The sequence below is a fragment of the Burkholderia sp. D-99 genome (assembly GCF_011605345.1).
Taxonomy (GTDB): domain Bacteria; phylum Pseudomonadota; class Gammaproteobacteria; order Burkholderiales; family Burkholderiaceae; genus Burkholderia.
Map to the genome: position 1 here is coordinate 193,042 of NZ_JAAOXM010000010.1, position 26,427 is coordinate 219,468.

The window sequence follows — 26,427 nt, forward strand, 5'->3', positions numbered from 1 at the left end:
ATGGATTTCATTTACCAGGCACGCGCCGCACGCGTGATCTTCGGCGCGGGCAGCCTCGACCATCTCGAACGCGAAGTGCTGGAACTGGGCGCGCAGCGTGCGCTCGTGCTCTGCACGCCGGAGCAGCGCGACCTCGCGCAACACATTGTCGAGCGGCTCGGTGCACGTGCCGCCGGGCTGTACGACCGCGCGACGATGCACGTGCCGATCGAAATCGCCCGCGATGCGCAGGCGTTCGCCCGGTCGTGCGATGCAGATTGCGCGATCGCGATCGGCGGCGGCTCGACGATCGGCCTCGGCAAGGCGATCGCGCTCGAAAGCAGCCTGCCGATCCTCGCCATCCCGACGACGTACGCCGGCAGCGAGATGACCCCGATCTACGGCCTGACCGAAGGCGGCATCAAGCGCACGGGCTCCGATGCACGCGTGCTGCCGAAAACGGTGATCTACGATCCCGCGCTCACCGTCACGCTGCCCGTCGAACTGTCGGTGACGAGCGGCCTCAATGCGATCGCGCACGCAGCGGAAGGCCTCTACGCGAACAATGCGAATCCGGTGATGAGCCTCGTCGCCGAAGAAGGGATTCGCGCGCTGGCGCGCGGCCTGCCCGGCGTGCGTCGCAACCCCGCCGACCTCGGCGCACGCAGCGACGCGCTCTACGGCGCATGGCTGTGCGGCATGGTCCTCGGCAACGTCGGCATGGCACTGCACCACAAGCTCTGTCACACGCTCGGCGGCAGCTTCAACCTGCCGCATGCGCCGACCCACACGGTCGTGCTGCCGCATGCGCTCGCGTACAACGCAGCGCACGCGCCGGACGCGATGCAGCGCATCGCCCGCGCGATCGGCACGAACGACGCGGCGCGCGGCCTCTACGCGCTGGCGCTCGACAACGGCGCACCGGTCTCGTTGAAGGCGATCGGCATGCAGGAAACCGACCTCGATCGCGCAGCCGATCTCGCGGCCGCCAATCCGTACTGGAACCCGCGCCCGATCGAACGCGACGGCCTGCGCGCGCTGCTGCAGGACGCCTTCGACGGCAACCTGCCCGGCACGATCGCGCACTGAATCCGACACACGACAAACCTACAAACGACACCGTCATGGAGACACCCCGCATGAATACCGAACCGAGCGCGCACGGTGACAGCACCGCCGAACACTGTGACGTCGCCATCGTCGGCTACGGCCCGACCGGCCTCGTCGCCGCATCGATGCTGGGCCGCGCCGGCCATCGCGTGATCGTCCTCGAACGCTGGCCGACACCCTACGGCCTGCCGCGCCTCACGCACATCGACGGCGAGACCGCCCGTATCGTGCAGGCCAGTGCCGACGTCGATCACGCGCTGCGCAACGCGAAGGCCGTCGACACCTACCACTATCGCGATGCGAACGGCGACCTGCTGCTCGAACTGAACTGGACCGGCCGCGCATGCGGCTATCCCGCGCACATCTCGATCTACCAGCCCGACATCGAGGACGCGATCGATGCGCGCGCCAACACCTTCAGGAACGTGACGATCCTGCGCGGCTGGGAAGTCGACACGCTGCAGCAGGACGACGACGGCGTGACGCTGACCGCGCATCCGTCGCGCGGCGGCCAGGACGCGCAATGGACTGGCAGGCCGCGCGTCATTCGCGCCCGCTACGTGATCGGCGCCGACGGCGCGAACAGCCTCGTGCGGCGCACGCTCGGCATCGAACGGTCCGACTTCGGCTACAACGAACGCTGGCTCAATCTCGATTCGGAAAACAAGCGCGATCTCGGCGACGGCTGCGCGCGCACGACGATCTACTGCGATCCGGCACGCGCGTACATGCACATGCCGATCGGCACGAAGCGCACGCGTTTCGAGCTGCGCGTGCTGCCGAACGAATCGACGGATGAATGGGAAACGGAAGCAGCCGGCTGGAAGTGGCTCAACGACCACTACGGCTACGGCCCGGACGACCTGACGCTGCTGCGCCACGTCGTCTACACGTTCGAGACGCGCATGGCCGAACGCTGGCGCGCCGGCCGTGTGCTGCTCGCGGGCGATGCCGCGCACACGATGATGCCGTACATGGGACAAGGCGCGTGCTCCGGCATGCGCGACGGCATCAACCTCGCGTGGAAGCTCGACCTCGTGCTGACCGGGCGCGCATCCGCCGACCTGCTCGACACCTATGAAACCGAACGCCGCCCGCACGTGACCGCGATCACGCAGATGTCGCTGTTTCTCGGGCAAGTGGTCAACGAGGACGATTCGCGCAAGGTCGCCGAGCGCGACGCGGCGTTCCGCTCGGGCAACATGCCGCCGATGCCGCCGTTCCCGAAGCTCGGCCACGGTATCGTGCACGCGCAAGCCGACGGTACGCTGCTGCCGACGACAGGTGCACCGGCACCGCAAGGCCGCGCGCGTCGCGGCGCAGCCGAAGGCCGCTTCGACGACGTGGTCGGCCAGGGTTTCCAGCTCGTCACGCGCGAGCACCCTGCCCGCCATCTCGGCGACGCGCAGCGCGCATTCCTCGCGCAACTCGGCTGTCACGTGGCCGTGCTGGCCGACGACGTGTGCGCGCCGGATGCCGTGGTCGATCTCGACGGCGAACAGCATGCGTTCATGCATGCGCATGGCATCGCCGCGTATATCAAGCGGCCCGATTTCATCGTGTTCGGTTCGGTCGCCGACCTGCGCGAGCTCGGCGCGCTCGTCGACGCGCTCCGCGACGCACTGCACTGGTCCGCCGTTTCGGGCGAGCCGTCCGCCGCTTCGGCCTCGGCGGACCTCACCCACGCATCGTGAAGGAGACGTACGCATGACGACCGAACTGTCACCGTTCGCGCTGTCGCTGCAGCGCGCGATGCCCGTCACGCGCCTGCTCGATTGCGGGGTGGATTACGCGGATGCAACCGCGCTGCACGCCCGCACGTCGGCCGGCGAACCGTGGGATGTCGCTGCCGAAGCGCTGGCCGATGCGCAGCTCGCACGCGCCGCGCAGGCGGCGGATGCCGGCCACCTGGTCACGGCCGCCGACGCGCAGGCAATGGCCATCGCGAACCTGCTGTTCGCGCAGATGGCGTTCAACCACGACGTGCCGCGCAAGCGCGCGCTCTATGCGCGGCTCGTCGACGCGTCGCACGGTCTCGTTCGCTGGTCCGACAAGCGCATCGAACGCGTCGAAGTGCCGTTCGGCGATGCGCACCTGATCGGCTGGCTGGTGCGGCCGCCGACCGAGCGCGTACGCGGCACCGTCATCGTGTTCGGCGGCCAGAGCGGCTGGGGCTTCGCGTACTGGCCGATCGCGCGCGCACTCGCGGCGCGCGGGCTCGCCACGCTGCTCGCCGAAGGGCCGGGCCAGGGCGAGACGCGGCTCGAACAGCGGATCTTCGTCGACGTCGACATGAGCGCCGCCTATCGGCGCTTCGTCGACCATGTCGCCGACCGCGTGCCCGGGCCGATCGGTATCTGGGGGAACAGTATCGGCGGGTTGTGGGCGGCGTCGACCGCTGCCAGCGACCCGCGCATCGCGGCCTGTTGCGTGAACGGCGCACTCGCAGCGCCGACGCTGCTGCCGTTCCGCACGTTCGTCGAACAAGCCGCGGCGATGCTCGGCAACGACGACCCCGATGCGGTCGCAGCGAACTTCGCGCGCATGAGCTTTTCGTCCGGGCGCGAGCGCATCGCGTGCCCGCTACTGGTGCTGCACGGCGGAGCAGATCCGCTGATCCGGCTCGACGACCAGCAGCCGTTTCTCGATGCAGCGACGTCCGGCGATGCGACGCTCAAGGTCTGGCCGGACGGCGAGCACACGATCTACAACCACGCGTCCGAGCGCACCGCGCTCGTCTGCGACTGGTTCGTCGAGCGGCTGGCGCGGGCGGCGGCTGCGTGACCTCGCATTCGGTGCCGGCCGTGCGGACGGTCGACACCGTGCGCGGCATCAGGCATTACGACGTCGCGCCGCCGCGCTCCACCGCACCGTCGATTTCCGCATGCGTGAAGCCGTACTTCGCCATTCGCTCGCGATGATCGGCCGAACCGAGATACGCGCGCAGCTTCGCGTTCACGGCCTGCACGAGCGGGGCGTTGTGCTTGCTGAACGAAAATCCGCCAACGGGCACGGCCGCACCCGCACCACGCTCGTGCGAGACGGCCTCCAGCCGCTCATCCGGGTCGGCGAGTGCGCGGCTCCCGATCGCGGTGCTCGCGAACGCGTCGACCTGCCCCGCCAGCAACGCGGCCACTGCGTCGGGCTGATCCTTGAAGATCACGATCTGGCCGTCGCTCACGCCGGCCGCCCTTGCCGAATCGATCTGCACCTGGTCGGTCACGCACGCCAGTCGCGCATCGCTGCGCGCCGCGACGGCCGCGTAGCTCGTCAGCCGCTTCGGGTTGCCGGCCTGCAACACGAAGCCGTCGCCGATCGCCCACACCGGAACGCTGAACGCCACGTGCCGCGCCCGTTCGGCCGTCACGAAGATCGGCACGTTCATGTCCCAGCGCCCGGCCTGCACGCCCGGCAGCAGCGCATCGAACGATGTCGGGTGATATTCGATCTCCGTCACGCCGATCGCGCGCAGCACCACCTCGGCCAGATCGATATCCGCGCCGGTCACGGTGCCGTCGTCTGCCGTCCAGTCGAACGGCGGTTCCTCGATGTACGCAATCCTTACCTTCATGGTGTCGCTCCTGACGTTCAATGATGCCCACCGCGCCCGGACACCGGGCACCCGGCTCAATCAGCCGCTGCATCCATCGCCTGAGACAGCGCCGTCAACGCGGGCTGCAGGCGCTCCAGCGGAAGATAACCGAACCCGAGCCTGAACACGCGGCTGCTTTCGCCGAACCAGGTGCCCGCCGCGAGTTGCACGTCGTGATCCGGCAACCGCTGCCAGAAACGCGACACGGCCGGCTCGTCGAAAGCATCCTGACGCAACCGCACGCAGCACAACGCGCCGGCATCGGGCCGCACCCACTCGACCCGTGCACGCTCACGTTCGCACCAGCCCGACACGATATCGAGCGCGCCCGCCAGCAGCCGGCGCCGCGGCGCGAGCACATGCTCCCGGTGGCGCAGCACGGTCGCGGCCAGCGTCTCGTCGAGCACCGAACCCGAGATCACGGTATTCAGTTTCGCGACGAGCAGACGCGCCCGCAGCCCCGCGTCGGCCACCGTGAGCCACCCCGTTCGCAGACCGGGCGCGCCCAGCGCCTTCGACACCGACGAACCCGTGACGATGCGTGGATCGACACCCGCGAAACTCGCCGCCACCGCGGCATCGCCATAAGTCGCTTCGCGATAGGTCTCGTCGATGAACAGTACCGCACCCGGACACCGTCGCGCCATCAACGCGAGCAATGCGTCGATCTCCGCGCGCGATGCCTGCACGCCGCCGGGATTCTGCGGCGACGCGATACTGACCAGGCGGGTTTTCGCCGACAGGCAGGCATCGAACCGTGCGAGGTCCAGACGGTAACCGGTCTCGAACGACAGCCGCACTTCCCGCACCGTTGCGCCGGCGCCGACCAGGCAGTCGCGACTCGGCGGAAAACACGGCGTTGCGAGTACGGCCTCGTCGCCGGGCCGGCACACTTCGTAGGCCAGCAGAAACAACCCGAGCGCCGTGCCTTGCGTCGTCACGATCTGCTCGGCGGGCACGTTGCAGGTATCGGCAATCGCCTCGCGCAGCACGGCGGCACCCGCCGACTGGCTGTAGCCGAGCTTCAGGTTGCGGACCGTTTCGACACCGGCCAGATCCAGCAGCTCGCCGACCGTCAGGTCTTGCGACGTACTCTCCGCCAGGTTGAAGGTGCGGTTCACGTCGAGCAGCGAGATGATTTCGTTGTACGGAAATCGTCCGCGCCACTCGCTGGAATGTGCTGGTGTCGTCTGCATGTGCAAGCCTCTCGTTGGCCGATCGATGGATCGAAACACCGCCATCGTAGCGCCCGCACAAAAACCATAACAGCCACAATTTTCCGTCACTTGGACCGACACAATTACGCGTGGCGGGATATCGTCGAACGGTCGATAATCGGACACTCCCCTGCCGCTGGTGCCACATGGAAACGCAGACGTCATACCGCTACAGGCAACTGGCCGATCTCATCATCGGCATGATCGAGAACGGTACGCTCGCACCCGGCACCCGGCTGCCGTCCGTGCGCGCCGTCAGCGAACAGCAGCGCATCAGCGTCTCCACCGCGCTGCAGGCATACCGTCTGCTCGAAGATCGCGGCGTGCTCGTCTCGCGCCCGCAGTCGGGTTTCTATGTCGCGGCCGCACGCGGCGGCTCGCTTGCCTTGCCGACAGCATCGCGCTCGCGCGCCAAGGCATCGACGGTGTCGATCAGCGGCGCGGTCGCCGCGATGCTCGAACATGCGGCCAATTCGGCGCTCGTGCCGCTCGGATGTGCGGTGCCCGATACCGCGCTGCTGCAATCGAAGCGGCTCGACCTCGCCCTCGCTCGTGCGGCGCGCCAGCATGGCATGCGCTACAACGTATATTGCGCACCCTACGGCGAACCGGCGCTGCGCCGCGAAATCGCACGGCGTGCCATGCGCTTCGGCCATCCGCTGTCGGCCGACGACATTCTCGTCACGAATGGCTGCACCGAGGCGTTGACGCTCGCGCTGAATGCCGTGGCAACGCGCGGCGATACGATTGCGGTGGAATCGCCGACCTACTTCGGCCTGCTTCACACGCTGGAGGCACTGGGACTGAAGGCGCTGGAATTGCCGACCGACCCGCAGCACGGCGTCGACGTCGGCCAGCTCGCGCAACGGCTCGAATCGGAATCGATCGCCGCCTGCGTGCTGTCGTCGAGCTTCGGCAATCCGCTCGGCTCCGCGATGACCGAGGACGACAAACGGGCACTGCTTGCGCTGCTCGCGCACCATCGGGTGCCGCTGATCGAAGACGACGTCTACGGCGACATCCACTTCGGGCGAGACCGGCCGAGGCCGTTCAGCGCACTCGACGGCGGTGCCGATACGATCTACTGCAGTTCGTTCTCGAAGAGCCTCGCCCCGGGATACCGGATCGGCTGGATCGCGGCGGGTGCCCGCACCCGGCAGGTGATGGAACGCAAGCTTGCGCTCAGCCTGTGCGGCCCCGTGCTGCTGCAGGTCGCACTGGCCGACTTCCTCGCAAGCGGCGCATACGATGCGCATCTGCGCCGCATCCGGCGCGTGTTCGAGGAAAACCTGGCGCGGATGACGCGCGCGATCGAAGCAAGTTTTCCGGCCGACACGAAAGTGAGCCGGCCCGCCGGCGGCTTCGTGCTCTGGCTAGAACTGCCGAAACGATTCGATTCACGCGCGCTGTTCGATGCCGCACTCGAACAGGGCGTCTGCTTCGCGCCGGGCGACATCTTCTCCGCCAGCCGGCGCTTTCGCCATTGCCTGCGCCTGAGCGCGGGACATGTGTGGGACGAAACTATCGAGGACGGCGTCCGCTGCCTTGGCCGGCTCGCGCACGCACAACTCGCGCGCTGAGCGTGCGGCGGCCGCCCGCCACCGAGCCATCGCCCGATTCAACCGCCAACCTTGAACGCCGGCAACTGCTGCCCAAGCCGCGCGCCCATTTCCGCGCCGAGCGCCTGCAGCGCATTGAACGGCCGGATCATGACTTCGAATTCCACGATCCGCCCTTCGTCGTCGAAGCGGATCATGTCGATCCCCTTCAGCGCCTTGTCGCCGACGCTCGCGTTGAATTCCAGCACCACGCTCAAGCCGTCGTCGGTGACGAACTGGCGGTGATAGGTGAAGTTCTCGAGGATCGTGATCACCGTGCGCAGCGCCATCAACAGCGCGGGCGCCGGCCCGTACGGCTTGAACGCCATCGGCGAACGGAACACGGCATCCGGGTGGACGATCGACTCCAGCGTGCCAAAGTCCTTGTTTTCGATCATCACGTGCCACGCGTCGAGCGACTTCGCGACAGCGGGATGAACATGCGTCGGTGCATTCATCATCGTAGACTCCTGAATCGTCGAACGGAAAGAAAACGAATCGGCCTCAAAGGGTCGCGGCCAGCGTCGTGCCCTGGTGAATCGCGCGCTTCGCATCAAGCTCGGCAGCCTCGTATGCGCCGCCGATCAGGTGCACACGGCATCCGGCGGCCTGCAGTTGCTCCGCCAGTTCGCGCGCCGGCTCCTGCCCCGCGCAGATCACCACGTTGTCCACCGGCAGGGTCTGCTCGGCGCCATCGATCGTCACGTGCAATCCTTCGTCGTCGATGCGACGGTACGTCACCGCCGACGACATGCCAACACCGCGCGCTTTCAGCGCGGTGCGGTGGATCCATCCGGTGGTCTTGCCGAGCCCGTCGCCGATCTTCGACGCCTTGCGCTGCAGCAGATGCACCTGCCGCGCGGCCGGCTCGGGTTGCGCACGGCCGAGGCCGCCGGCATTCGCATACGATCGATCGACGCCCCATTCGGCGAAGAACCGGTCCGCGTCGCCCCGCTCGCCGCCATCGCGATGAACGAGATATTCCGCGACGTCGAAGCCGATGCCGCCGGCGCCGACGATCGCGACGCTGCGGCCCACGGCCTTGTCGTCGCGCAGCACGTCGAGATAGCCGAGCGTCTTCGGATGCCCGATGCCGTCGATCGGCGGCGTGCGCGGCACGATGCCCGTCGCGATCACCACCTCGTCGAATTCGCCTTGCAGCAGCATCTCGGCACTCGCGCGCGTATTGACGTGCAGCGTGATGCCGCGCAACTCGATCTGCCGGCGGAAGTAGCGCAGCGTTTCGTTGAACTCTTCCTTGCCGGGCACTTTCTTCGCGATGTTGAACTGGCCGCCGATCTCGGCGCCCGCTTCGTACAGCGTCACCGCGTGACCGCGCTCGGCTGCCGTGACCGCGAAGCCGAGGCCCGCCGGACCGGCGCCGACCACCGCGATGCGCTTGCGCTGCTGTGCGGGGCGAATCACGAGTTCCGTTTCATGGCAGGCGCGCGGATTCACGAGACAGGAGGTGATCCTGCCGCTGAACGTATGGTCGAGGCACGCCTGGTTGCAGCCGATGCACGTGTTGATTTCGTCCGCGCGCCCTTCCCGCGCCTTGCGGACGAATTCGGCGTCGGCGAGGAAGGGCCGCGCCATCGACACCATGTCGCAATAGCCGTCGGCGAGCAGCTGCTCGGCGACTTCCGGCGTGTTGATCCGGTTGGTCGCAACGAGCGGGATGCCGACCTTGCCCATCAGCTGCCGCGTGACCCATGCATACGCGGCGCGCGGCACCTTGGTCGCAATGGTCGGAATGCGCGCCTCGTGCCAGCCGATGCCCGTATTGAGGATCGTCGCACCGGCCGCTTCGATCGCCTGCGCGAGCCGAATCACCTCGTCGAGCGTCGAGCCGCCTTCGACGAGATCGAGCATCGACAGCCGGTAGATGATGATGAAGTTCGTGCCGACCCGCTCGCGTACGCGACGCACGATCTCGACCGGGAAGCGGATGCGGTTCTCGTAGGCACCGCCCCATGCGTCGTCGCGATGGTTCGTACGTGCGGCGACGAACTCGTTGATCAGGTAGCCCTCCGACCCCATGATCTCGACGCCGTCGTAACCCGCATGCTGCGCAAGCGCCGCGCATCGCACGAAATCGGCGATCGTCTCGTCGACTTCGTCGCTGCTCAGCGCATGCGGCGTGAACGGGTTGATCGGCGCCTTCAGCGCGCTGGGCGCGGCGAGCGCCGGGTGATACGCATAGCGCCCGAAGTGCAGGATCTGCAGCGCGATCCTGCCGCCCTCCGCATGCACCGCACGCGTCACGACACGATGGCGTTCGGCTTCCGCTTCGGTCGTCAGCATCGCGCCGCCCGGCGCCGGGCGGCCGCGCTCGTTCGGCGCGAAGCCACCCGTGACGATCAGGCCGGCCTCGCCTCGCGCGCGCTCCGCATAGAACGCCGCCATCCGCTCGAAGCCGTGCGGCGCTTCCTCGAGACCGACGTGCATCGACCCCATCAGTACGCGGTTCCTGAGCGACGTGAAGCCCAGTTCGAGCGGAGTCGTCAAATGCGGATAACGGGGTGTCATCGGGTGTCTCCATTTTTATGCAACAAGTTGCACAGATGGTAGTTCACCGATTTCGTTTATGCAACATGTTGCACAAACATGCCCCTTGGCTTGTACTGTGGCCCCGATATGGCAAGATGCGATTCAATCCGCGGCCTCCTCCGACCCGACATGTCCCTGCCTCACGCACTCCTCACCGCACTCGCCGAACGCCCCGGTTCGGGGTCCGAGCTTGCCGACCGCTTCGATCGCTCGATCGGCTATTTCTGGCAAGCAACGCACCAGCAGATCTATCGCGAACTGGGGCGCCTCGAGGAAACGGGCTGGATCGAATCGCTGCCCGCCGAATCGGGGCGCGGCCGCAAGCGCGCGTACCGGATCCTGCCGGCCGGCAAGAAGGAGCTGCGACGCTGGATCGCCGAACAGGAAGATCCGACGCCGCTGCGCGAAGCGTTGATGGTGCGCCTGCGTGCGGAAGCGGTGCTCGGCCCGGCCGGCCTCGAGGAAGAAATCAGGCGGCGCATCGCGCTTCACCAGGAAAAGCTCGACCTGTACCTGCAGATCGAGGCGCGCGATTTTTCGGCGCCCGACGATTCACGCACGAAGCGTCTACAGCATCTGGTGCTGCAGGCCGGTATTGCGAACGAGCGGTTCTGGGTCGAATTTTCGCAAGATGCGCTCGACACGCTGCGCCTGCCGAAGGACTGAACCGGGCCCGTGCCTGCTGCGCGCGGCTGCCGATGTTCAACCGGGCAGCCCGCCCTGCGCGCGATCGGTGCGCGTCGATGGCGCGCACCGGCCGGCCCGGCTCACGCTGCCGGGGCGATACGCAACGCGGTGCGTGCGCTCCGCGCGTCGAGGCTGAACGCACCCGCGCCGAAGTACGCGATCTGCAGCAGGCCGCCGGCCATCATCACGTTCTTCAGGAAGTGAATCATCTGGTTCTGGTCGGCGAAGTTGTGGTGGAAGAACACGGCGGTCACGAGGCTGAACAGCGCCATTGCCAGCGCGACGGGGCGGGCCCGATAACCCGACATCAGCAGCAACCCGCCCCCCGCCTCCACGAGCACCGCGACCACGAAGGCGAGCGATGGCGCCGGCAGGCCGACGGATGCGATGTAGCCGACGGTGGTAGCGTGCGCGGCCAGCTTGCTCAAGCCGCTCATCAGAAACGGTGCGCCGATCAGAACGCGGCCGAGCAGCGGAAGATACTTGTAACGATCCATGATGTACTCCTGAAATGAAATGATTCGGTGGACTGAAAAAATAAAGGCATTCAGCCGGCGTCCACCATCACCAGCTCGGAATCTTCGACCGCGACGATGTCGAGCGCGGCCTCGTTCGTGATCGCGACGCCGTCGAGCGGCCCCACGCGTTCTCCGTTCACTTCGATGCGCCCCGCTGCCGCAACGAGATAGGCGCGGCGCGTGGCGCCCAATGCCTGCCTGACCTGCTCGCCCGCCTTCAGCGTGGCACCGAGCACGCGGGCATCGGCACGGATCGGCAGCGCGCCGTCGTCGCCGGCATAACCGCTCGCCAGCACGACGAAACGCCCGGACCGGTCGCCCTTCGGAAACTGCTTGGTGCCCCACCCGGGCGCACCGCCGTTGGCGCGGGGCATCAGCCAGATCTGGTAGAGCTTGAGCGGCGTATCGCTCCGGTTGAACTCCGCATGCCGAATGCCCGTGCCTGCGCTCATGACCTGCACGTCGCCCGCGTTGATCGTGCCTTCCGACCCGAGCGTGTCGCGATGACCGAGCACGCCCTGCCGCACGTACGTGATGATTTCGATGTCGCGGTGCCCGTGCATCGGGAACCCGCTGCCGACCGCGATCTCGTCGTCGTTCCACACGATCAGCGGGCCCAGCGGCACATGCCCGGACGTGCTGTCGGCCGTCACCGCGAAGTGGTACTTCGCGCGCAGCCAGCCGTGATTCGCGTGGTCCAGTGATGCCCAGCGCCGATGCGTCAACATATCCACCTCCTGTTCCTGCAGCCCGAACGACGGGCGGTTGCCTGGCGGTGCCTTGCCGTCTTCTGCGCGGCACCGAACGTTGGATGAATGCTAATTTCGCAAAGATCGGTCGCATATCTCCTGAACGGCAACGTATCATTGCCTCCAATAGAACGATCTGACCGAACGGAGCCGCCGCCATGAACCCCATCGCCGATCTGAACGATCTCCGGCTGTTCGCGGAAGTGGTCGAACACGGGAGCTTCACTGCCGCCGCCCGCAGCCTCGGCGTGCAAACGTCGAAGCTCAGCCGGCGCATCCGCGCGCTCGAGGAGGAGCTCGGCGTGCGGCTGCTCAATCGCACCAGCCGCAGCCTGTCGCTGACGGAAACCGGGCGGCAATTCCATCAGCATTGCGTCGCGCTGGTCGCCGAATCCAAAGCCGCGAAGGACATCGTGGATCGCACGCGCACGCAGCCGCAGGGCACCGTGCGCATCAGTTGCCCGGTCGGTTTGCTGAGTTCGGGTGTCGCCGCGATCGTCGCGCGCTATATCGAGCACAATCCGCAGGTGCAGGTGCGGCTCGATGCGACCAACCGGCGGGTCGACGTCGTCGAGGAAGGGCTGGATTTCGCGATCCGCGTCAGGGTGCCGCCGCTGGAGAACACCGATCTTGCGGTTCGGCAACTCGGGCTGTCGTACCGGATTCTCGTGGCGAGCCCGGCGCTGGTCGCGCGGTTTCCGGCGCCCGAGTCGATCGACAGCCTGAAGGACTGGCCGACGGTGTCAACGGCCGGCAGCGGCGACCGGTTCGTGTGGAGCCTGACGGACACCGACGGGCACGCGCGGTCCTTCACCCATCGGCCACGGCTGGCGACCGACGATCTGGCGACCCTGCGGCTTGCCGCGCTCGACGGTATCGGCGTGGCCGAATTGCCGCGCGAACTGGTGAACGCCGACCTTCAGGCAGGCAGGCTGCTGCACCTGCTGCCCGCGCTGTCGGCACCGACGGCGCTCGTCCACGCGATCTTCCCGTCGCGGCGCGGGATGGTGCCCGCCGTGCGCCATTTGCTGGATGCGCTCGTGGCGGGTTTCGAGGAACTGAACCGGGTCGCGTAGCGGCCGCCGGCACGGCCGCACCGGCGGCGCAACCGCGCACGACGCCGTCGCAGGAAGCGCGGCGCGCCGGCCCCGATCATGCATCCGGCAGGATCACCACCTTGCCCTTCACCTGCCGGTTCGCCATCCGCGCGATCGCATCGGCCGCACCGGCCAGCGACACGCGCTCGGTGATCGCGGGTCGCACCTTGCCGGCCGCGAACCATTCGGCCAGCAAGCGCATGTTCGCGACATGCTGCGCGGGGTCGCGTCGCACCGCGTCGCCCCAGAACACGCCGAGGATGTCGCGCTCCTTGAGCAGCGCGAGGTTCAGCGCGATCTTCGGGATCTCGCCGGCCGCGAACCCGACGACGAGGAACCGGCCGCGCCACGCAGTCGCGCGCAGCGCCGCCTCGGTGTATGCACCGCCCACCGGATCGTAGACGACGTCGGCGCCGCGCCCGCCGGTCAGTTCGTCCACGCGGCGGCGCAGGTCTTCGGTCGCATAGTCGATCGTCTCGTCCGCACCGGCTTCACGGCACAGCGCGAGCTTGTCCGCGCTCGACGCCGCGGCAATCACGCGCGCGCCGAGCGCCTTCGCGATCTCGATCGCGGCGAGCCCGACGCCGCCCGCCGCGCCCAGCACGAGCAACGTCTCGCCCGCCTGCAGCCGTGCGCGCTGCTGCAATGCGTGCAGCGACGTGCCGTACGCGAGCACGAGCGCCGTGCCCTGCTCGAACGTCATCCCCGGCGGCAACGGAGCGATCTGGTGCACATCGGCCACGCACTGCTGCGCGAACCCGCCGTGGCCCGTGAACGCCACCACCGAATCGCCGGGCCGCCATGCGGTGACGCCCTCGCCGACCGCATCGATCACACCGGCAAACTCGGCGCCCGGCGAAAACGGCAGCGCGGGCTTCACCTGATACAAGCCCTGGACGATCAGCGCGTCGGGGAAATTGAGCGACGCGGCCTTCACCTGGATCCGGACCTGGCCGGCCGCCGGTTCGGGAATCGCGACGTCCTCGATGCGCAAGTGGTCGATCGGGCCGAATGCGGTACACAACAGGGCTTTCATGCGCTTCTCTCTCCTTGCGCGGCGTGGCCGCGCATCGGTGCGGTATGCGGGCGACTCCCGCGCGGCCGGTTCACGACGCGTGTGCGATGGCCATCGGAACCGGCCTTCGCGATATCGTCAGCATTCCGGAATGTCAGTGCGACGGTGTTCAGAACCATGCGTCGCGCATGTCGAGCGTCGTCGTGTCGACGCTCGACAGCAGATCGAGCTGCGCATCCACTTTCGGCAATTCCCAGCGGAAGAAATAGCGGGCGGCCGCACGCTTGCCGTCGTAAAAATCGCCAGCTTGCCCGTGCGCGGCGAGCGTCACGTCGAGCCACAGCCACGCGACGACGAGATGGCCGAACGCTTCCAGATAGACACTCGCGTTCGCGAGCCGCGTCTGCTGATCGCCGATCGCGCCGAGCTGTCGCGTGACGTCGACCAGCTGCGCCCAGCGCCGTGCCAGCGCATCGGCCTGCTCGCGCAGGCCGGCATCGAGCGTCCGCGCGCGTTGGACGCTCGCGCCGATTCGTGCGTCGAGCGCGTGCAGCAACGCGCCATCGTCCTGTGCGACCTTGCGGCCCAGCAGGTCGAGCGCCTGGATCCCGTGCGTGCCTTCGTGTATCGGATTGAGCCGATTGTCGCGATAGAGCCGCTCGACTGCGTAATCGCGCGTATAGCCATAGCCGCCGTGCACCTGGATCGCGAGGTCGTTCGCCGCGAGACACCACTGCGACGGCCAGCTTTTCGCGATCGGCGTCAGGATGTCGAGCAGGCACGCGGCCTGGGCGCGGATGTTCGCGTCGTCGTGCGCGCGTGCTTCGTCGACCAGCTTCGCGCAGTACAGGATCAGCGCGAGGCCGCCTTCGACATAGGCCTTCTGCGCGAGCAGCATGCGCCGCACGTCCGGATGCTCGACGATCGGCGCCTGCGGCGCGGCGGCATCCTTGCCCGCCGGCCCCAGCGGACGCCCCTGCGGCCGGTTCCGCGCGTAGTCGAGCGCGTGCAGATAACCCGTGTAGCCGAGCGCCACCGCGCCCGCGCCGACCCCGATGCGCGCCTCGTTCATCATGTGGAACATATACGCGAGGCCGTGGTTCGGCTCGCCGACCAGATAGCCGATCGCGCCCGCTCGCCCTTCCGGCCGGTAGCGCGTGCCTTCGCCGAAGTTCAGCAGGCAGTTGGTGGTGCCGCGGTAGCCCATCTTGTGGTTCAGCCCGGCGAGCACCACGTCGTTGTGCTCGCCCTGCGCCGCGCCGTCGGTGCCCGGCAGGTACTTGGGCACGATGAACAGCGAGATGCCGCGCGTGCCGGGCAGCAGCCGGCCGTGTTCGTCGGGAATCTTCGCGAGCACGAGGTGGACGATGTTCTCCGTCAACTCGTGTTCGCCGCCCGAGATCCACATCTTGTTGCCGGTCAGCCGGTAGCGCGGGCCGAGCGGCGAATCGCCCTCGAAATCCGCGCGTGTCGCGATGTCGGACAGCGACGAACCGGCTTGCGGCTCGGACAGGCACATCGTGCCGAGGTAGCGCCCTTCCAGCTCCGGGCGCGCGAACGCGTCGATCTGCGCGGCAGTGCCGTGCGCGACGAGCAGGTTCGCGTTGGCGACGGTGAGGAACGGATAGGCGGCAGTCGCGATGTTCGCGGCCTGGAAGAACAGGAACGACGCGGCTTCGACCAGCTTCGGCAAGCGCATGCCGCCGAGCGCTTCGTCGTGACCCGCGGCGATCAGCCCGGCGTCCGCGAAGGCGCGCACGGCCGGTTCGACGTCCGGGATCAGCGTCACGCGCTCGCCGTCGAAATGCGGTTCCTCGCGATCGCCGCGTGCCGCGTGCGGCGCGAACAGGTCTTCGGCAATCCGCTCGCTGGTATCGAGCACCGCGTCGAAGGTCTCGCGACTGTGCTCCGCGTAGTGCGGCAGCGCGACGAGCGCCTCCGCATCGAGCCAGTCGTACAACAGGAACGCGAGATCGCGTCGCGACATCAACAAGCTCATCGTGCTGCCTCCCGGGGCCGGCTTCGTCAGCCGAATGAAGGGTTCCGTGATTGCGAATGCTGGCATGAATTTAGCACGGTCGTTCGCAAACAACAACGACGGATGAGCTAGTCCGCGTACCCGGGATTGCGCCGATCGAGCCGGCGCAGCAAACCGGGCCAGACGAGCGCCCCGGCACCCATCCCGCGCGTCACCGCGGCGATCTGCTGCCTGATGCCGTCGAGAATCGGTTGGGCGATCGGCAACAGAGCCGAGCCGCCGGCCTGCGCGCGCACCTGGATCATGCAGGCCGCTTCGAAGAAGTACATCGCGACGAACGCGTCTGCCGGCGTCGCACCGACGGTCAGCAGGCCGTGGTTGCGCAGCATCAGGTTCGTGTTGGCGCCGAGGTCGCGCACGAGGCGCGCCTTCTCGCCCTCGTTCAGCGCAATGCCCTCGTAGTCGTGATATCCGAGCGACGCCAGCACGCCGAGCGACTGCTGCGACAGCGGCAGCAACCCGCCCTCCTGCGCCGACACGGCGACGCCGTTGACTGAATGCGTATGCATCACGCACAGCGCGTCGTCGCGGGCCGCATGCACCGCGCTGTGGATGGTGAAGCCGGCCGGGTTGATCTCGTACGGTGATTCGGACACCTTGCGTCCTTCGAGATCCACCTTCACCAGCGACGATGCCGTGATCTCGTCGAACATCATGCCGTACGGGTTGATCAGGAAATGGTGCTCCGGGCCGGGGACGCGCGCGGAAATATGGGTGAACACGAGATCGTCCCAGCCGAACAGCGCCGTGAGGCGGTAAGCCGCCGCCAGGTTGACTCGCGCGTCCCATTCGGTGGGGGAAACTGCCTGCTTCACGCTGACATCGGATGAGGCCACGTCGACACTCCTTGTTCAAGGATGGATGCGTACCGGGCCGCACGATACGGCCCGGCCTGGGGATTGCGTCACCCTGCCCGGGGCTTCGCGAGCTGATCGGCAACCGGCAGGCTGCGAATGCGTGTGCCGGTCGCCGCGAAAATCGCATTGGTGAGTGCCGGCGCAACGGGCGGCAGGCCCGGCTCGCCCACGCCGCCGAGCGGCGCCGCAAAATCGTCCGGCGCGACGAGATGCACGCGGATCTCGCGCGGCGCTTCGTTCATTCTCAGCACCTGGAAGCCGTTGAAGTTGCTCTGCTCCGGATGGCCGTCCTTGAACGTGATCTCGCCGTGCAGTGCGATGCCGAGCCCCATCACCACCGCGCCCTCGAGCTGCGAGCGTACGCGTTCCGGATTGACTTGCGGCCCGCAGTCGATCGCAATGTCGACCCGCGGCACCGTGATCTTGCCGTCGGCATCGACCTGCACCTCGCACACCGCCGCCGTATACGACACGAAGCTGCGATGCGCGGCGATCCCGAGCCCGTGCCCCTTCGGCAGCTTGCGCCCCCAGCCGGCTTCGCGCGCGACCGTCTCGACCACGCGCCGCAGCCGCCCGGTGTCGACCGGATACAGCGCCGGATCCTCGCCGTAGTTCACATTCTTCACCGTGATGTGCGGCTCGAAACGCCGCGCGGGCCCGATCAGTTCGAGCAGGAAATCCTTCGGGTCGCGGCCGGCCGCATGCGCCAGCTCCGACACGAAGCTCTGGATGCCGAACGCATGCGAGATGTTGTAGACCGAGCGGAACCAGCCGATCCGCGTGTGCGCCTGCGCGGCCGGGTTCTCGATCCGCACGTTCGGAATCGCGAACGGCAGGTCCGCAATCCCCTGCGCGAGCTCGCCCGGCTGCTCGTGCACGATGCCGGCCCTGAACGTCGACTGGATCGACGGCGCAACCGTGCGATGCTGCCACGCGACCACTTTCCCCGCCGCATCGATCCCGCCGTCGAACGCTTCGAGCGACACCGCATGGAAATAGTCGTGCGCGAGGTCGTCCTCGCGCGTGAACGTCAGCTTGACGGGCGCACCGACCGCCTTCGACAGCAGCGCCGCCTCCACCACGTAGTCGGGCTTCGACTTGCGGCCGAACCCGCCGCCGAGCAATGTCACGTTGACCGTCACGCGCTCGGTCGGCAACCCGAGCGCCTTCGCGACCTCGTCGCGCGTGGTCTGCGGCGCCTGCGTGCAGGTCCACACTTCGCAACGGCCGTCCGCCACGCGCGCGACGGCCGCAGGCGGCTCCATCGTCGCGTGCGCGAGATGCGGAATGTAGTAAGTCGCTCGCACGCGCTTCGCGGCGCCTGCCAGCGCGGCCGCCGCGTCGCCGTCGTTGCGGATCACGTCGCCCGGTTGCGCGGCAGCCGCTTCGAGCGTCTTGCGATACGTGGTCGAATCGTAGTTCGCGTTGGGCCCGCGCTTCCAGTCGATCTTCAGTTGCGCGCGTGCCTGGATCGCCGTCCACGTGTCGCGCGCGACAACAGCGACGCCGCCGAGCGGCTGGAAACCGGACGGCAGCGGCGTCGGCGCGAGCGGCACGACCTTGACGACACCCGGCAGCTTCTCGGCCGCCGAGGCGTCGAGCGACGCCACCGTGTCTCCGTAGGCCGGCGGCCGCGCGACGACCGCATACAGCATGCCGTCGAGCCGCGTGTCGATCCCGTAGTGCGCGCGGCCGGAAACGATGTCGCGCCCGTCGATCAACGCCGTTTGGCCCTTGCCGATGTAGCGGAATTCGGCTGGCGCTTTCAACGCGAGTGTTTTCGTATCGGGCGCCGGCAACGCTGCCGCTTTCGCCGCCAGTTCGCCGAAGCCGAGCTTGCGCCCGCTCTTCGTGTCGACGACCTCGTGCACCGTCGCCTTGACCTGACCCACGTCGACGCCCCACTCCGCGGCGGCAGCCTGTTCGAGCATCGTGCGCGCGGCTGCACCCGCGCGGCGCAACGCGGCGAAGCTCTGGCGCAAACTGCGCGACCCGTCGGTGTTCTGGTTGCCGTAGCGCGGCTCGTCGCCGACGGCCTGCGCGACCTTCACACGCGCCCAGTCCGCACCCAGTTCGTCCGCTACCACGAGCGCGACGCTCGTGCGCACGCCCTGCCCCATCTCGGAGCGGATGCAGGTCACGGTAACCGTGCCATCGGGCGCGATCGCGACGAACAGGTGCGGATCGTCGCGCAACCCGTGCGGCATCCCCGCGCCGCCATACTGCGGATTTGCGCTGACGGGCGGCTGGTCCGGCACGGCCGCGCGGACGAGCGACGGCACGCCGAACGCGAGTAGCAGCCCGCCGGACGCGAAGCCGAGCAGCAGCGCGCGACGGCTTTCGTTATGGACGGAGAGTTCGGGCGCGCTCATGCGGCACCTCCGCGGCGCACGGCCAGGCGGATCGCCGCGCGAATGCGCGTGTAGGTGCCGCAGCGGCAGATGTTGCCGGACATCGCATCGTCGATGTCGGCGTCGCTCGGATGGGGATTCGACTTCAGCAACGATGCGGCCTGCATGATCTGCCCGGACTGGCAGTAGCCGCACTGCGCGACGTTCAGTTCCTGCCACGCCTGCTGCAGCGGATGGGTCAGGTCGGTCGACAGGCCCTCGATCGTCGTCACGCGCTTGCCGGAAGCGGCCGCGACCGGGGTGATGCACGACCGGATCGCGACGCCGTCGAGGTGCACGGTACACGCGCCGCACAGTGCCATGCCGCAGCCGAACTTGGTGCCGGTGTGGCCGAGGACATCGCGCAGATACCAGAGCAACGGCATGTCAGGGTTGCCGTCGAAGTGCTGCTCGCTACCGTTGACGGTCAGCGTGATCATCGTTCACCTCCTGGTTGCGATGCCCGCTTCGGGCCGGCATCGGGTGGGGATTCGAACGGCGCGGCGCACATTCCGAACAACCAGGCAGGCGGGGCGCCGAGTCGTGGGCCATGTTGCCTGCAAACACGGCCCGGCAGATGCTGCGGATGGTGCTGCCGCCCGGTTGCCTGCGCAACATGGCAACGTATTACCGGCCGCTCGCTCGTCCGCATGGATCGCCGATCGCATTATCGAACCATTTCGGATTTGCCGTCGGATCAGGGCGTTTGGGGCGTTTGGGGTGCTTCGGGCGATCGAGGCGGGGAATTCGCCCGGGGATGGCATGCCGCGACAGGTCACGTTTGCCGGTAAGGTTGGCCGGTGATTCAGGTATCGATATTCCGATGCTCGGCCGCAGGCGATTCGCTCTCGTTCTCGCCTGGCGACCGTCCGCGATCGCCCCACGCCTCGGTGCGACGGTAGTAAAGCCAGACGGCAAGTCCACCCAGTGCAATCAGCGGGCCGAGGGACAGGAAATGATCGATCGCGAAATCGCTTACGGGATGGGCCCCGTAGCCGCCGCCACTGACCTGGGCAGCTGCTCCGAGGACTGCAAGCACACCCCACGCTGCCAGAACCAACCCTACTGCGACCGCGATCGCACCGAATGTCGACTTACGCATAGACCTCTCCGTCAACCCTCGTCTTGCCAGGCGGATACGCCATCGTTCTCCGAACGCGCCAGTCCGCCGCGAATTGCCGAAAAGCATAGCACCGGCGTGCACGATCGTCGCAAGGCCGCGGAACGCGTGGCTTCATTCGGGCGTGGATGGCAAGCCGCGCGTACCGGCAGTTGCGAGGTCGCAATCCGTCGAATTATTTCGCGAGCCGACTGGGATCACAGGGTCCCCGGACACGTCCGCTGTCCCAGTGCGTTCGGTCGTTCACGCAGATTTACGAATTCGCAGTCTCGCTGAACGGCGAGATCGCGCAAACGCAAACGTCCGGCCGGCCTCCCGGCCGGACCCGGATCATCGCGCGATTGCAACGAGCAGGTCGGACGCTAGCGCGCCGTGATGCTCACCGCGACCTCAACGCCTGCAACCCCAGCGTGAGCGCGTTGAACGGCATCTCCGCCGCCCCCATCGAAAAGCTCGTCGCCTTCGTGGGTACCCCCGGATTACGCATCAGCGCGTGAACGATCCGCTCGCTCGCATGACCGTCGCCGTACGGATTGCTCGCACGCGCCATTTCCCCGTAGGCGCTCTCGCTGTCGAACAGCCGCGAGGCTTCCGACACGATCCGCTCCTGATCGGTACCGACGAGCCGCGCGGTGCCGGCCTGGATCGCTTCGGGCCGCTCCGTCGTCTCGCGCGTGACCAGCACCGGCTTGCCGAGCGCGGGCCCTTCTTCCTGAATGCCGCCCGAATCGGTGATGATGAAATGCGCGCGTGACATCAGGAATACGAACGAAATATATTCCTGCGGCTCGATCAGGTAGATGTTCGGCACGTTGCCGAGTCGGGCGCGCGCCGGCTCCCGCACGTTCGGATTCATGTGTAGCGGATAGACGAACTGCGCGTCGGGATAGCGTTTCGCGAGCGTGCACAGGGCTTCGCAGAAATTCTGGAACGGCTCGCCGAAACTTTCGCGGCGATGGCCGGTGATCAGCACCACGCGCCGCGACGGCTCGAGAAACGGAAACTGTCCCGCGACCTTCTCCGTCAGCGCCGCGGTGCAGTCCAGCATGCGCTTGACCTCGTGCAGCGCATCGATCACGGTATTGCCGGTCAGCACGACCGCCCCGCCCGGCACGCCCTCGCTGAGCAGGTTGTCGCGTGCCTGCCCGGTCGGCGCGAAATGCCACGACGACACCGCGTCGGTCACGCGGCGGTTCAGTTCCTCCGGCCACGGCGACCAGATGTCGCCGCTGCGCAAGCCGGCCTCCACATGCCCCACCGGCAAATAGCGGTAGAACGCCGCAAGACTGACCGCGAGCGTGGTCGTCGTATCGCCGTGCACCAGCACGATGTCCGGACGCAATTCGTCGAAGACGATCCCGATTGCCTGCAGGATGCCGGTCGTCACGTCGGTCAGCGTCTGACTTTGTCGCATCACGTTGAGATCGTAGTCGGGCTTGATGTCGAACAGCGTCAGCACCTGATCGAGCATTTCGCGGTGCTGCGCGGTCACGCATACCCTGGCGTCGACACCCGCTTGCGCCTTCAACGCACGTACCAGCGGTGCCATCTTGATGGCCTCGGGCCGGGTCCCGAACACAAGCAAAATCTTTTTCATCGTTATCCTCGTTGAGCCATTTCGCGCTGAATGACCCTGCTCGTGGCGCGAAGCATGTATTCAGGCGGCGCCTCCCGTACTCGCACGCGATCGACACGCTGCGGTGTCGCGGAGCGAGCGCGCCGCCCTGTCCGCGCGGTCTGCGCCACGCGAATCGTCGTACTACCGGCGTCCCGTTGCACTCGATCAGTCACGTCATGAGTCGTTCCTCGCTTGGCCAGGCGTCACGTCCGTTCGTCACGTCCCTTCCACTACAGCAATATTCAAACCAGCCGCACTGCGGCCGTGTCCGGTTCACGCTGCATGCACCGCGCACATGCGGCGCGCGACGGAATGTTTCACAACTGCTACGCGTGTCGCATCGCTCGTCAAGCGCGAAACAGGCAAACATCCGGGCAGTCGCGCGGTCGCTTCGGCGACGTCGTCCGACGAATCGCGAACTCGTGTCGAGCGTTCATTGCGCATCGAATCTCGCGCATCTGTCGAAGCGCGTTGCGCTTCCTTGATCCGCCACTTTTGTCTGCACAGCGGGCAGCGCAATCGACCGGCCGGCCGAGGTCATGCACGAGGGATTGATCCGGCACGCAACGTCGTTCACGTCGCACGAATCGACGCGTGTGAAATGTTGCGAATGTGTAACGCCGATCCGGAACGGGGTTGTCGTATTGGCGTCCGGTTCATGCAACGCATACGACTGCATGGAACGCACCTGGATCCCGGCCGATGCATACACAACGAACGGCACGACGCGCATCACCGCGCAAAGTCACGCTGCGAGCGCGGCGCGGGTTCGGCAGACAATTCGCACGACGCATCACGTGTGCGCGCCGCGACGCCGATCGCGCGCGGGCATTCGGCCTGCGCGCAGGCTGATTCTTCGATGAATCAAAATCCACCGCCGCCGTGCGCGCCGCGCACCCGGCCGCGGCCCCTGCCCCTTGCTGCGCGCGGCATCGCGGCCGATGGCTCACGCCTTGCTTAATGACAGTCAGGTGTACCTCGATGCACTCGCCCGACAGCGGACGAACGGGGACGCCCAAGCAACGAAGCCGGAAGGAAACGCGACGCGTCCGCCTGGAGCGAAAGACCAGCGCTCCTGCGCGCCGCACGTGCCGACGTGTCCTATCGAAGTACGCGCGATCCACGAGCCCGGTTCCGGCTCCCATGCAGAGAACTGCCGCGTGGTCGCAAATATCGGTACCAGCCTCGGATTCACCCGCGCCACGGTGACCCGAGCCACAACGTCGACACGTTCGCCAGGCGCGACGCGGCCAACGCCGCGCCCGGCGACGATTGCACAGGACCCCGCGCAGGAGCCCAAGACATGAAACGGCCCGCGCTTTCCCCGACCGCACGCTCGCGCGTCGCGGCCACCGTCGCGCTGCGCCGCCTGTGGCACGTCGCCTGCTGTGTCGCCGCGTGCGGCTTCGCACTGCACGCGAGCGCCGCCGAACTCCGTCTCAACGGGCTGTACCAGCGTGCCGACGGTGCGATCACCGTGCGGCTGAACGGCGTCGGCATCGATCCGTATTTCGCGGCGAAGGCGCTGCTCGCCGCGTCCGATGCGCAACTCGACGCCCGTCAGGCCGCACTCGAGTGGATCGCATGGTTGCTGCCGCGCCAGCGCCCGGATGGCGGCTTCGACCGCTACTGCGTGAAGAACGACCGATACCGCGCATGCGCCGAAGCGGAAACCGACGACGCGATGATGGCAACCTGGATCGAATTGCTCGCCCGCTTCGCGCCGCCCGATGGCTTGCCCGCCGCGTGGGAACTCAGCCTGAACCGCGCCGGCGTGCATCTGGACTCGCTGCTCGACAAACCCTCCGGCGTCTATGAGATCTCGTCGTCGCTGCACGTCGCGCTGCTGATGGACAACGTCGAGGTACACAGCGCATTCCAGGCCCTCTCGGCGTACTACGTCCGGCACGCCGACTACACGCATGCGGGCCCGTGGAGCCAGCGCGCCGACCGGCTTGCATCCGCGATCTTGAAGGTGTTCTGGCGCGGCACGGAATCCGGCTTTCGCGCCAGCACGCAGCAGGTCAGCGATACGAGTTTTTATCCGGCGAAGATCGCGCAGATCCTCCCGCTCCTGTCCGGTATTCAGGTTCCCGAACGATCCGGCGAGACGATCTATGCGCAGTGGATGCGGAAGTACGGCAAGAGCTGGCCACAACTCGCCGACACCGATTATCCGTGGGGCTTGATCGCGCTGGTCGCGGTCAAGATGAACGATTGGGGCACGGTTGCCTGCTGGCAGGCGCGATCGGGTCCATTCCGGCACGGCGCGCACTGGAACGTACTGGAGGAGTCACTTTATCTGGCATTCGAAAGCCGGATGGCCGCCCCTGTCATACCCGCTCGATGCGGATTCACGACGGCGGCGGCAACGGCGACCGCATCGCGCTGATGCAATGGTGCGTGCGGTCCATGATGACTAAAAGGGAAGGAGACGTGTCATGTGTGGCATCGTCGGCGCAGTCGCGCAACGGGACATCGTCCCGATTCTGATTGAAGGTTTGCGTCGCCTCGAATATCGCGGCTACGATTCGTGCGGCGTGGCGACGGTCGTCAACGGCCAGGCGCGTCGCGAGCGCAGCGTGTCGCGCGTCGCCGATCTCGACGCGCACGTGCGCACCGCCGGCCTGACCGGCAGCACCGGCATCGCGCACACGCGCTGGGCGACGCACGGCGCGCCGGCAACCTGCAACGCGCATCCGATCTTCTCGCGCGATGAAATCGCGCTCGTGCACAACGGCATCATCGAGAACCACGAAACGTTGCGCAAGCAACTTTCCGACGAGCACTACGAATTCGATGGCCAGACCGACACCGAGGTCGTCGCGCACCTGATCCACAGCAAGTATCGCGGCGACCTGCTCGCCGCCGTGCGCGCGGCAACCTCACAGCTTCACGGTGCTTATGCGATCGCGGTGTTCAGCAAGCACGAGCCGCAGCGGCTGATCGGCGCGCGGGCCGGCTCGCCGCTCGTCGTCGGCGTGAAGGATGGCGAATGCTTTCTTGCCTCCGACGCGCTCGCGCTCGCCGGCATCACCGACCGCTTCATCTTTCTCGAGGAAGGCGACATCGTCGAGTTGACGCCGGGCGGCGTGCGCGTGCTCGATCGCGGCGGCGCACCGGTCGAGCGCGCCGTACAGACCATTGCCTCCGCGCAGGCCGTGGTCGAACTCGGGCCGTACCGGCATTTCATGCAGAAGGAGATTTTCGAGCAACCGCAGGCCGTGGCCGCGACGATCCCGGATGCCGGGCTGTTCGATCCGGCCGTATTCGGCCCCGATGCCGCGCGGGCGTTCGAGCAGATCGACAACGTGCTGATTCTCGCGTGCGGCACGAGTCACTACTCCGGCCTGACTGCGCGCCGCTGGCTCGAAACGATCGCGCGCGTGCCCGCCCAGGTCGAGATCGCGAGTGAATACCGTTACAGCGACGCGCTCGCGACGCCGAATACGCTGGTGGTAAGCGTGTCGCAATCCGGCGAGACCGCCGACACGCTCGCCGCGCTGAAATATGCTCAGGCGCTCGGCCATATCGACACGCTGGCAATCTGCAACGTGCCGACCAGCGCGATGATGCGGCAGACCGGCCTGCGCTTCCTGACGCGCGCCGGCCCGGAAATCGGTGTCGCGTCGACCAAGGCGTTCACGACGCAGCTCGTCGCGCTGTTCATTCTCGCCGTCACGCTCGGGCGGCTGCGCGGCTACGTCGACGATGCGCAGCTCGCGCGCTACACGATGCAATTGCGGCGGCTGCCTGGCGCGCTCGAGGATGTGCTCGGGCTCGAGCCGCAGATCGAGCGCTGGGCGGCGGAGTTCTCGCAGCATGAGAATGCGCTGTTCCTCGGGCGCGGGCTGCACTACCCGATCGCGCTCGAAGGTGCGCTGAAGCTGAAGGAGATTTCGTATATCCACGCGGAGGCGTATCCCGCGGGCGAGCTCAAGCACGGGCCGCTCGCGCTCGTGACGCACACGATGCCCGTCGCGACGATCGCGCCGAACGATGCGCTGCTCGAGAAACTGAAGTCGAACATGCAGGAAGTGCGGGCGCGCGGCGGGCAGCTTTATGTGTTTGCCGATGCGGATACGCGGATCGACAACAGCGAAGGCGTGTCGGTGCTGCGGATGCCGGATTACTACGGGTTGTTGTCGCCGATCCTGCACGTCGTGCCGTTGCAGCTGCTCGCGTATCACGCGGCGTGTCTGCGTGGCGCGGATATCGACAAGCCGAGGAATCTGGCGAAATCGGTGACGGTGGAGTGATGGGGGTGGGGAACCCGGGGTGGGCCCGTGAAG

At 67.2% G+C, this 26,427-nt stretch carries 21 protein-coding genes; 8 read left to right on the forward strand and 13 right to left on the reverse strand.

The window, feature by feature from the left end; translation table 11 throughout:
- From HAV18_RS29155 to HAV18_RS29165, 3 genes are read left to right on the forward strand one after another with little or no spacing between them, the layout of a single operon-like run.
- Entirely contained in the window at positions 1 to 1,068 is a 1,068-nt protein-coding gene (locus HAV18_RS29155; protein ID WP_166963059.1) for a maleylacetate reductase, read from the forward strand.
- A gap of 50 nt (positions 1,069 to 1,118) precedes the next feature.
- Positions 1,119 to 2,783 (forward strand): bifunctional 3-(3-hydroxy-phenyl)propionate/3-hydroxycinnamic acid hydroxylase, encoded by a 1,665-nt coding sequence (locus tag HAV18_RS29160; protein ID WP_166963060.1) that lies wholly within the window; start codon positions 1,119 to 1,121, stop codon positions 2,781 to 2,783.
- Positions 2,784 to 2,796: 13 nt separating this feature from the next.
- A complete protein-coding gene (locus tag HAV18_RS29165; protein WP_166963062.1) occupies positions 2,797 to 3,873 on the forward strand; it encodes a S9 family peptidase in 1,077 nt (358 codons plus the stop codon).
- A 55-nt stretch (positions 3,874 to 3,928) separates the two neighbouring features.
- Here HAV18_RS29165 and HAV18_RS29170 read toward each other — a convergent pair whose 3' ends face one another.
- A complete protein-coding gene (locus tag HAV18_RS29170; RefSeq protein WP_166963064.1) occupies positions 3,929 to 4,660 on the reverse strand; it encodes a transporter substrate-binding domain-containing protein in 732 nt (243 codons plus the stop codon).
- 56 nt (positions 4,661 to 4,716) lie between these two features.
- Positions 4,717 to 5,877 carry a pyridoxal phosphate-dependent aminotransferase gene (locus HAV18_RS29175; RefSeq protein WP_166963065.1) on the reverse strand — a complete coding sequence of 387 codons (1,161 nt, stop codon included), beginning with the start codon at positions 5,875 to 5,877 and terminating at the stop codon, positions 4,717 to 4,719.
- A 167-nt stretch (positions 5,878 to 6,044) separates the two neighbouring features.
- On the opposite strand from HAV18_RS29175, the gene HAV18_RS29180 reads away from it, so the two are divergent.
- A complete protein-coding gene (locus tag HAV18_RS29180) occupies positions 6,045 to 7,478 on the forward strand; it encodes a PLP-dependent aminotransferase family protein (protein ID WP_166963067.1) in 1,434 nt (477 codons plus the stop codon).
- Positions 7,479 to 7,516: 38 nt separating this feature from the next.
- On the opposite strand, the gene HAV18_RS29185 is transcribed toward HAV18_RS29180, so the two are convergent.
- Complete coding sequence (locus tag HAV18_RS29185; protein WP_166963069.1) at positions 7,517 to 7,957, reverse strand: nuclear transport factor 2 family protein; 441 nt, start codon at positions 7,955 to 7,957, stop codon at positions 7,517 to 7,519.
- A gap of 43 nt (positions 7,958 to 8,000) precedes the next feature.
- The gene (locus tag HAV18_RS29190) at positions 8,001 to 10,025 is read right to left on the reverse strand and encodes an FAD-dependent oxidoreductase (protein ID WP_166963071.1); all 2,025 of its coding nucleotides are present in this window, start codon (positions 10,023 to 10,025) and stop codon (positions 8,001 to 8,003) included.
- Positions 10,026 to 10,175: 150 nt separating this feature from the next.
- Here HAV18_RS29190 and HAV18_RS29195 point away from each other — a divergent pair, with 150 nt between their 5' ends.
- Entirely contained in the window at positions 10,176 to 10,712 is a 537-nt protein-coding gene (locus HAV18_RS29195; RefSeq protein WP_208102168.1) for a PadR family transcriptional regulator, read from the forward strand.
- 101 nt (positions 10,713 to 10,813) lie between these two features.
- Here the strand turns inward: HAV18_RS29195 and HAV18_RS29200 are convergent, their stop codons facing one another.
- Together HAV18_RS29200 and HAV18_RS29205 are read right to left on the reverse strand one after the other, a co-directional pair.
- Entirely contained in the window at positions 10,814 to 11,230 is a 417-nt protein-coding gene (locus HAV18_RS29200; protein WP_166963074.1) for a DoxX family protein, read from the reverse strand.
- A gap of 50 nt (positions 11,231 to 11,280) precedes the next feature.
- Positions 11,281 to 11,979 carry a pirin family protein gene (locus HAV18_RS29205; protein ID WP_166963076.1) on the reverse strand — a complete coding sequence of 233 codons (699 nt, stop codon included), beginning with the start codon at positions 11,977 to 11,979 and terminating at the stop codon, positions 11,281 to 11,283.
- A 179-nt stretch (positions 11,980 to 12,158) separates the two neighbouring features.
- Here HAV18_RS29205 and HAV18_RS29210 point away from each other — a divergent pair, with 179 nt between their 5' ends.
- On the forward strand, positions 12,159 to 13,076 hold the full coding sequence (locus HAV18_RS29210) for a LysR substrate-binding domain-containing protein (RefSeq protein ID WP_166963078.1): 918 nt from the start codon (positions 12,159 to 12,161) through the stop codon (positions 13,074 to 13,076).
- A gap of 76 nt (positions 13,077 to 13,152) precedes the next feature.
- On the opposite strand, the gene HAV18_RS29215 is transcribed toward HAV18_RS29210, so the two are convergent.
- The 7 genes from HAV18_RS29215 to wecB all read right to left on the reverse strand — a co-directional run bounded on the left by HAV18_RS29215 (position 13,153) and on the right by wecB (position 22,114).
- On the reverse strand, positions 13,153 to 14,133 hold the full coding sequence (locus HAV18_RS29215) for an NADPH:quinone oxidoreductase family protein (RefSeq protein WP_166963080.1): 981 nt from the start codon (positions 14,131 to 14,133) through the stop codon (positions 13,153 to 13,155).
- Between the two features lie 148 nt (positions 14,134 to 14,281).
- A complete protein-coding gene (locus tag HAV18_RS29220; protein WP_166963082.1) occupies positions 14,282 to 16,111 on the reverse strand; it encodes an acyl-CoA dehydrogenase in 1,830 nt (609 codons plus the stop codon).
- A 107-nt stretch (positions 16,112 to 16,218) separates the two neighbouring features.
- Positions 16,219 to 16,986 carry a class II aldolase/adducin family protein gene (locus HAV18_RS29225; RefSeq protein ID WP_166963084.1) on the reverse strand — a complete coding sequence of 256 codons (768 nt, stop codon included), beginning with the start codon at positions 16,984 to 16,986 and terminating at the stop codon, positions 16,219 to 16,221.
- 68 nt (positions 16,987 to 17,054) lie between these two features.
- On the reverse strand, positions 17,055 to 19,379 hold the full coding sequence (locus tag HAV18_RS29230; RefSeq protein ID WP_166963086.1) for a xanthine dehydrogenase family protein molybdopterin-binding subunit: 2,325 nt from the start codon (positions 19,377 to 19,379) through the stop codon (positions 17,055 to 17,057).
- On the reverse strand, positions 19,376 to 19,837 hold the full coding sequence (locus HAV18_RS29235; protein ID WP_166963088.1) for a (2Fe-2S)-binding protein: 462 nt from the start codon (positions 19,835 to 19,837) through the stop codon (positions 19,376 to 19,378). Before HAV18_RS29235 ends, HAV18_RS29230 begins: the two co-directional genes overlap by 4 nt.
- Before the next feature lie 365 nt (positions 19,838 to 20,202).
- The gene (locus tag HAV18_RS29240; protein WP_166963090.1) at positions 20,203 to 20,499 is read right to left on the reverse strand and encodes a hypothetical protein; all 297 of its coding nucleotides are present in this window, start codon (positions 20,497 to 20,499) and stop codon (positions 20,203 to 20,205) included.
- Positions 20,500 to 20,896: 397 nt separating this feature from the next.
- Positions 20,897 to 22,114, reverse strand: coding sequence for a non-hydrolyzing UDP-N-acetylglucosamine 2-epimerase (gene wecB / locus HAV18_RS29245; protein ID WP_166963092.1), 1,218 nt, complete (start codon positions 22,112 to 22,114; stop codon positions 20,897 to 20,899).
- A gap of 1,324 nt (positions 22,115 to 23,438) precedes the next feature.
- Between wecB and HAV18_RS29250 the strand changes: the two genes are divergently transcribed.
- Both HAV18_RS29250 and glmS read left to right on the forward strand, forming a co-directional pair.
- Complete coding sequence (locus HAV18_RS29250; RefSeq protein WP_166963094.1) at positions 23,439 to 24,527, forward strand: hypothetical protein; 1,089 nt, start codon at positions 23,439 to 23,441, stop codon at positions 24,525 to 24,527.
- 49 nt (positions 24,528 to 24,576) lie between these two features.
- Positions 24,577 to 26,394, forward strand: a complete 1,818-nt coding sequence (glmS, locus tag HAV18_RS29255; protein ID WP_166963096.1) for a glutamine--fructose-6-phosphate transaminase (isomerizing) — start codon at positions 24,577 to 24,579, stop codon at positions 26,392 to 26,394.
- The last annotated feature ends 33 nt before the right edge of the window (positions 26,395 to 26,427 follow it).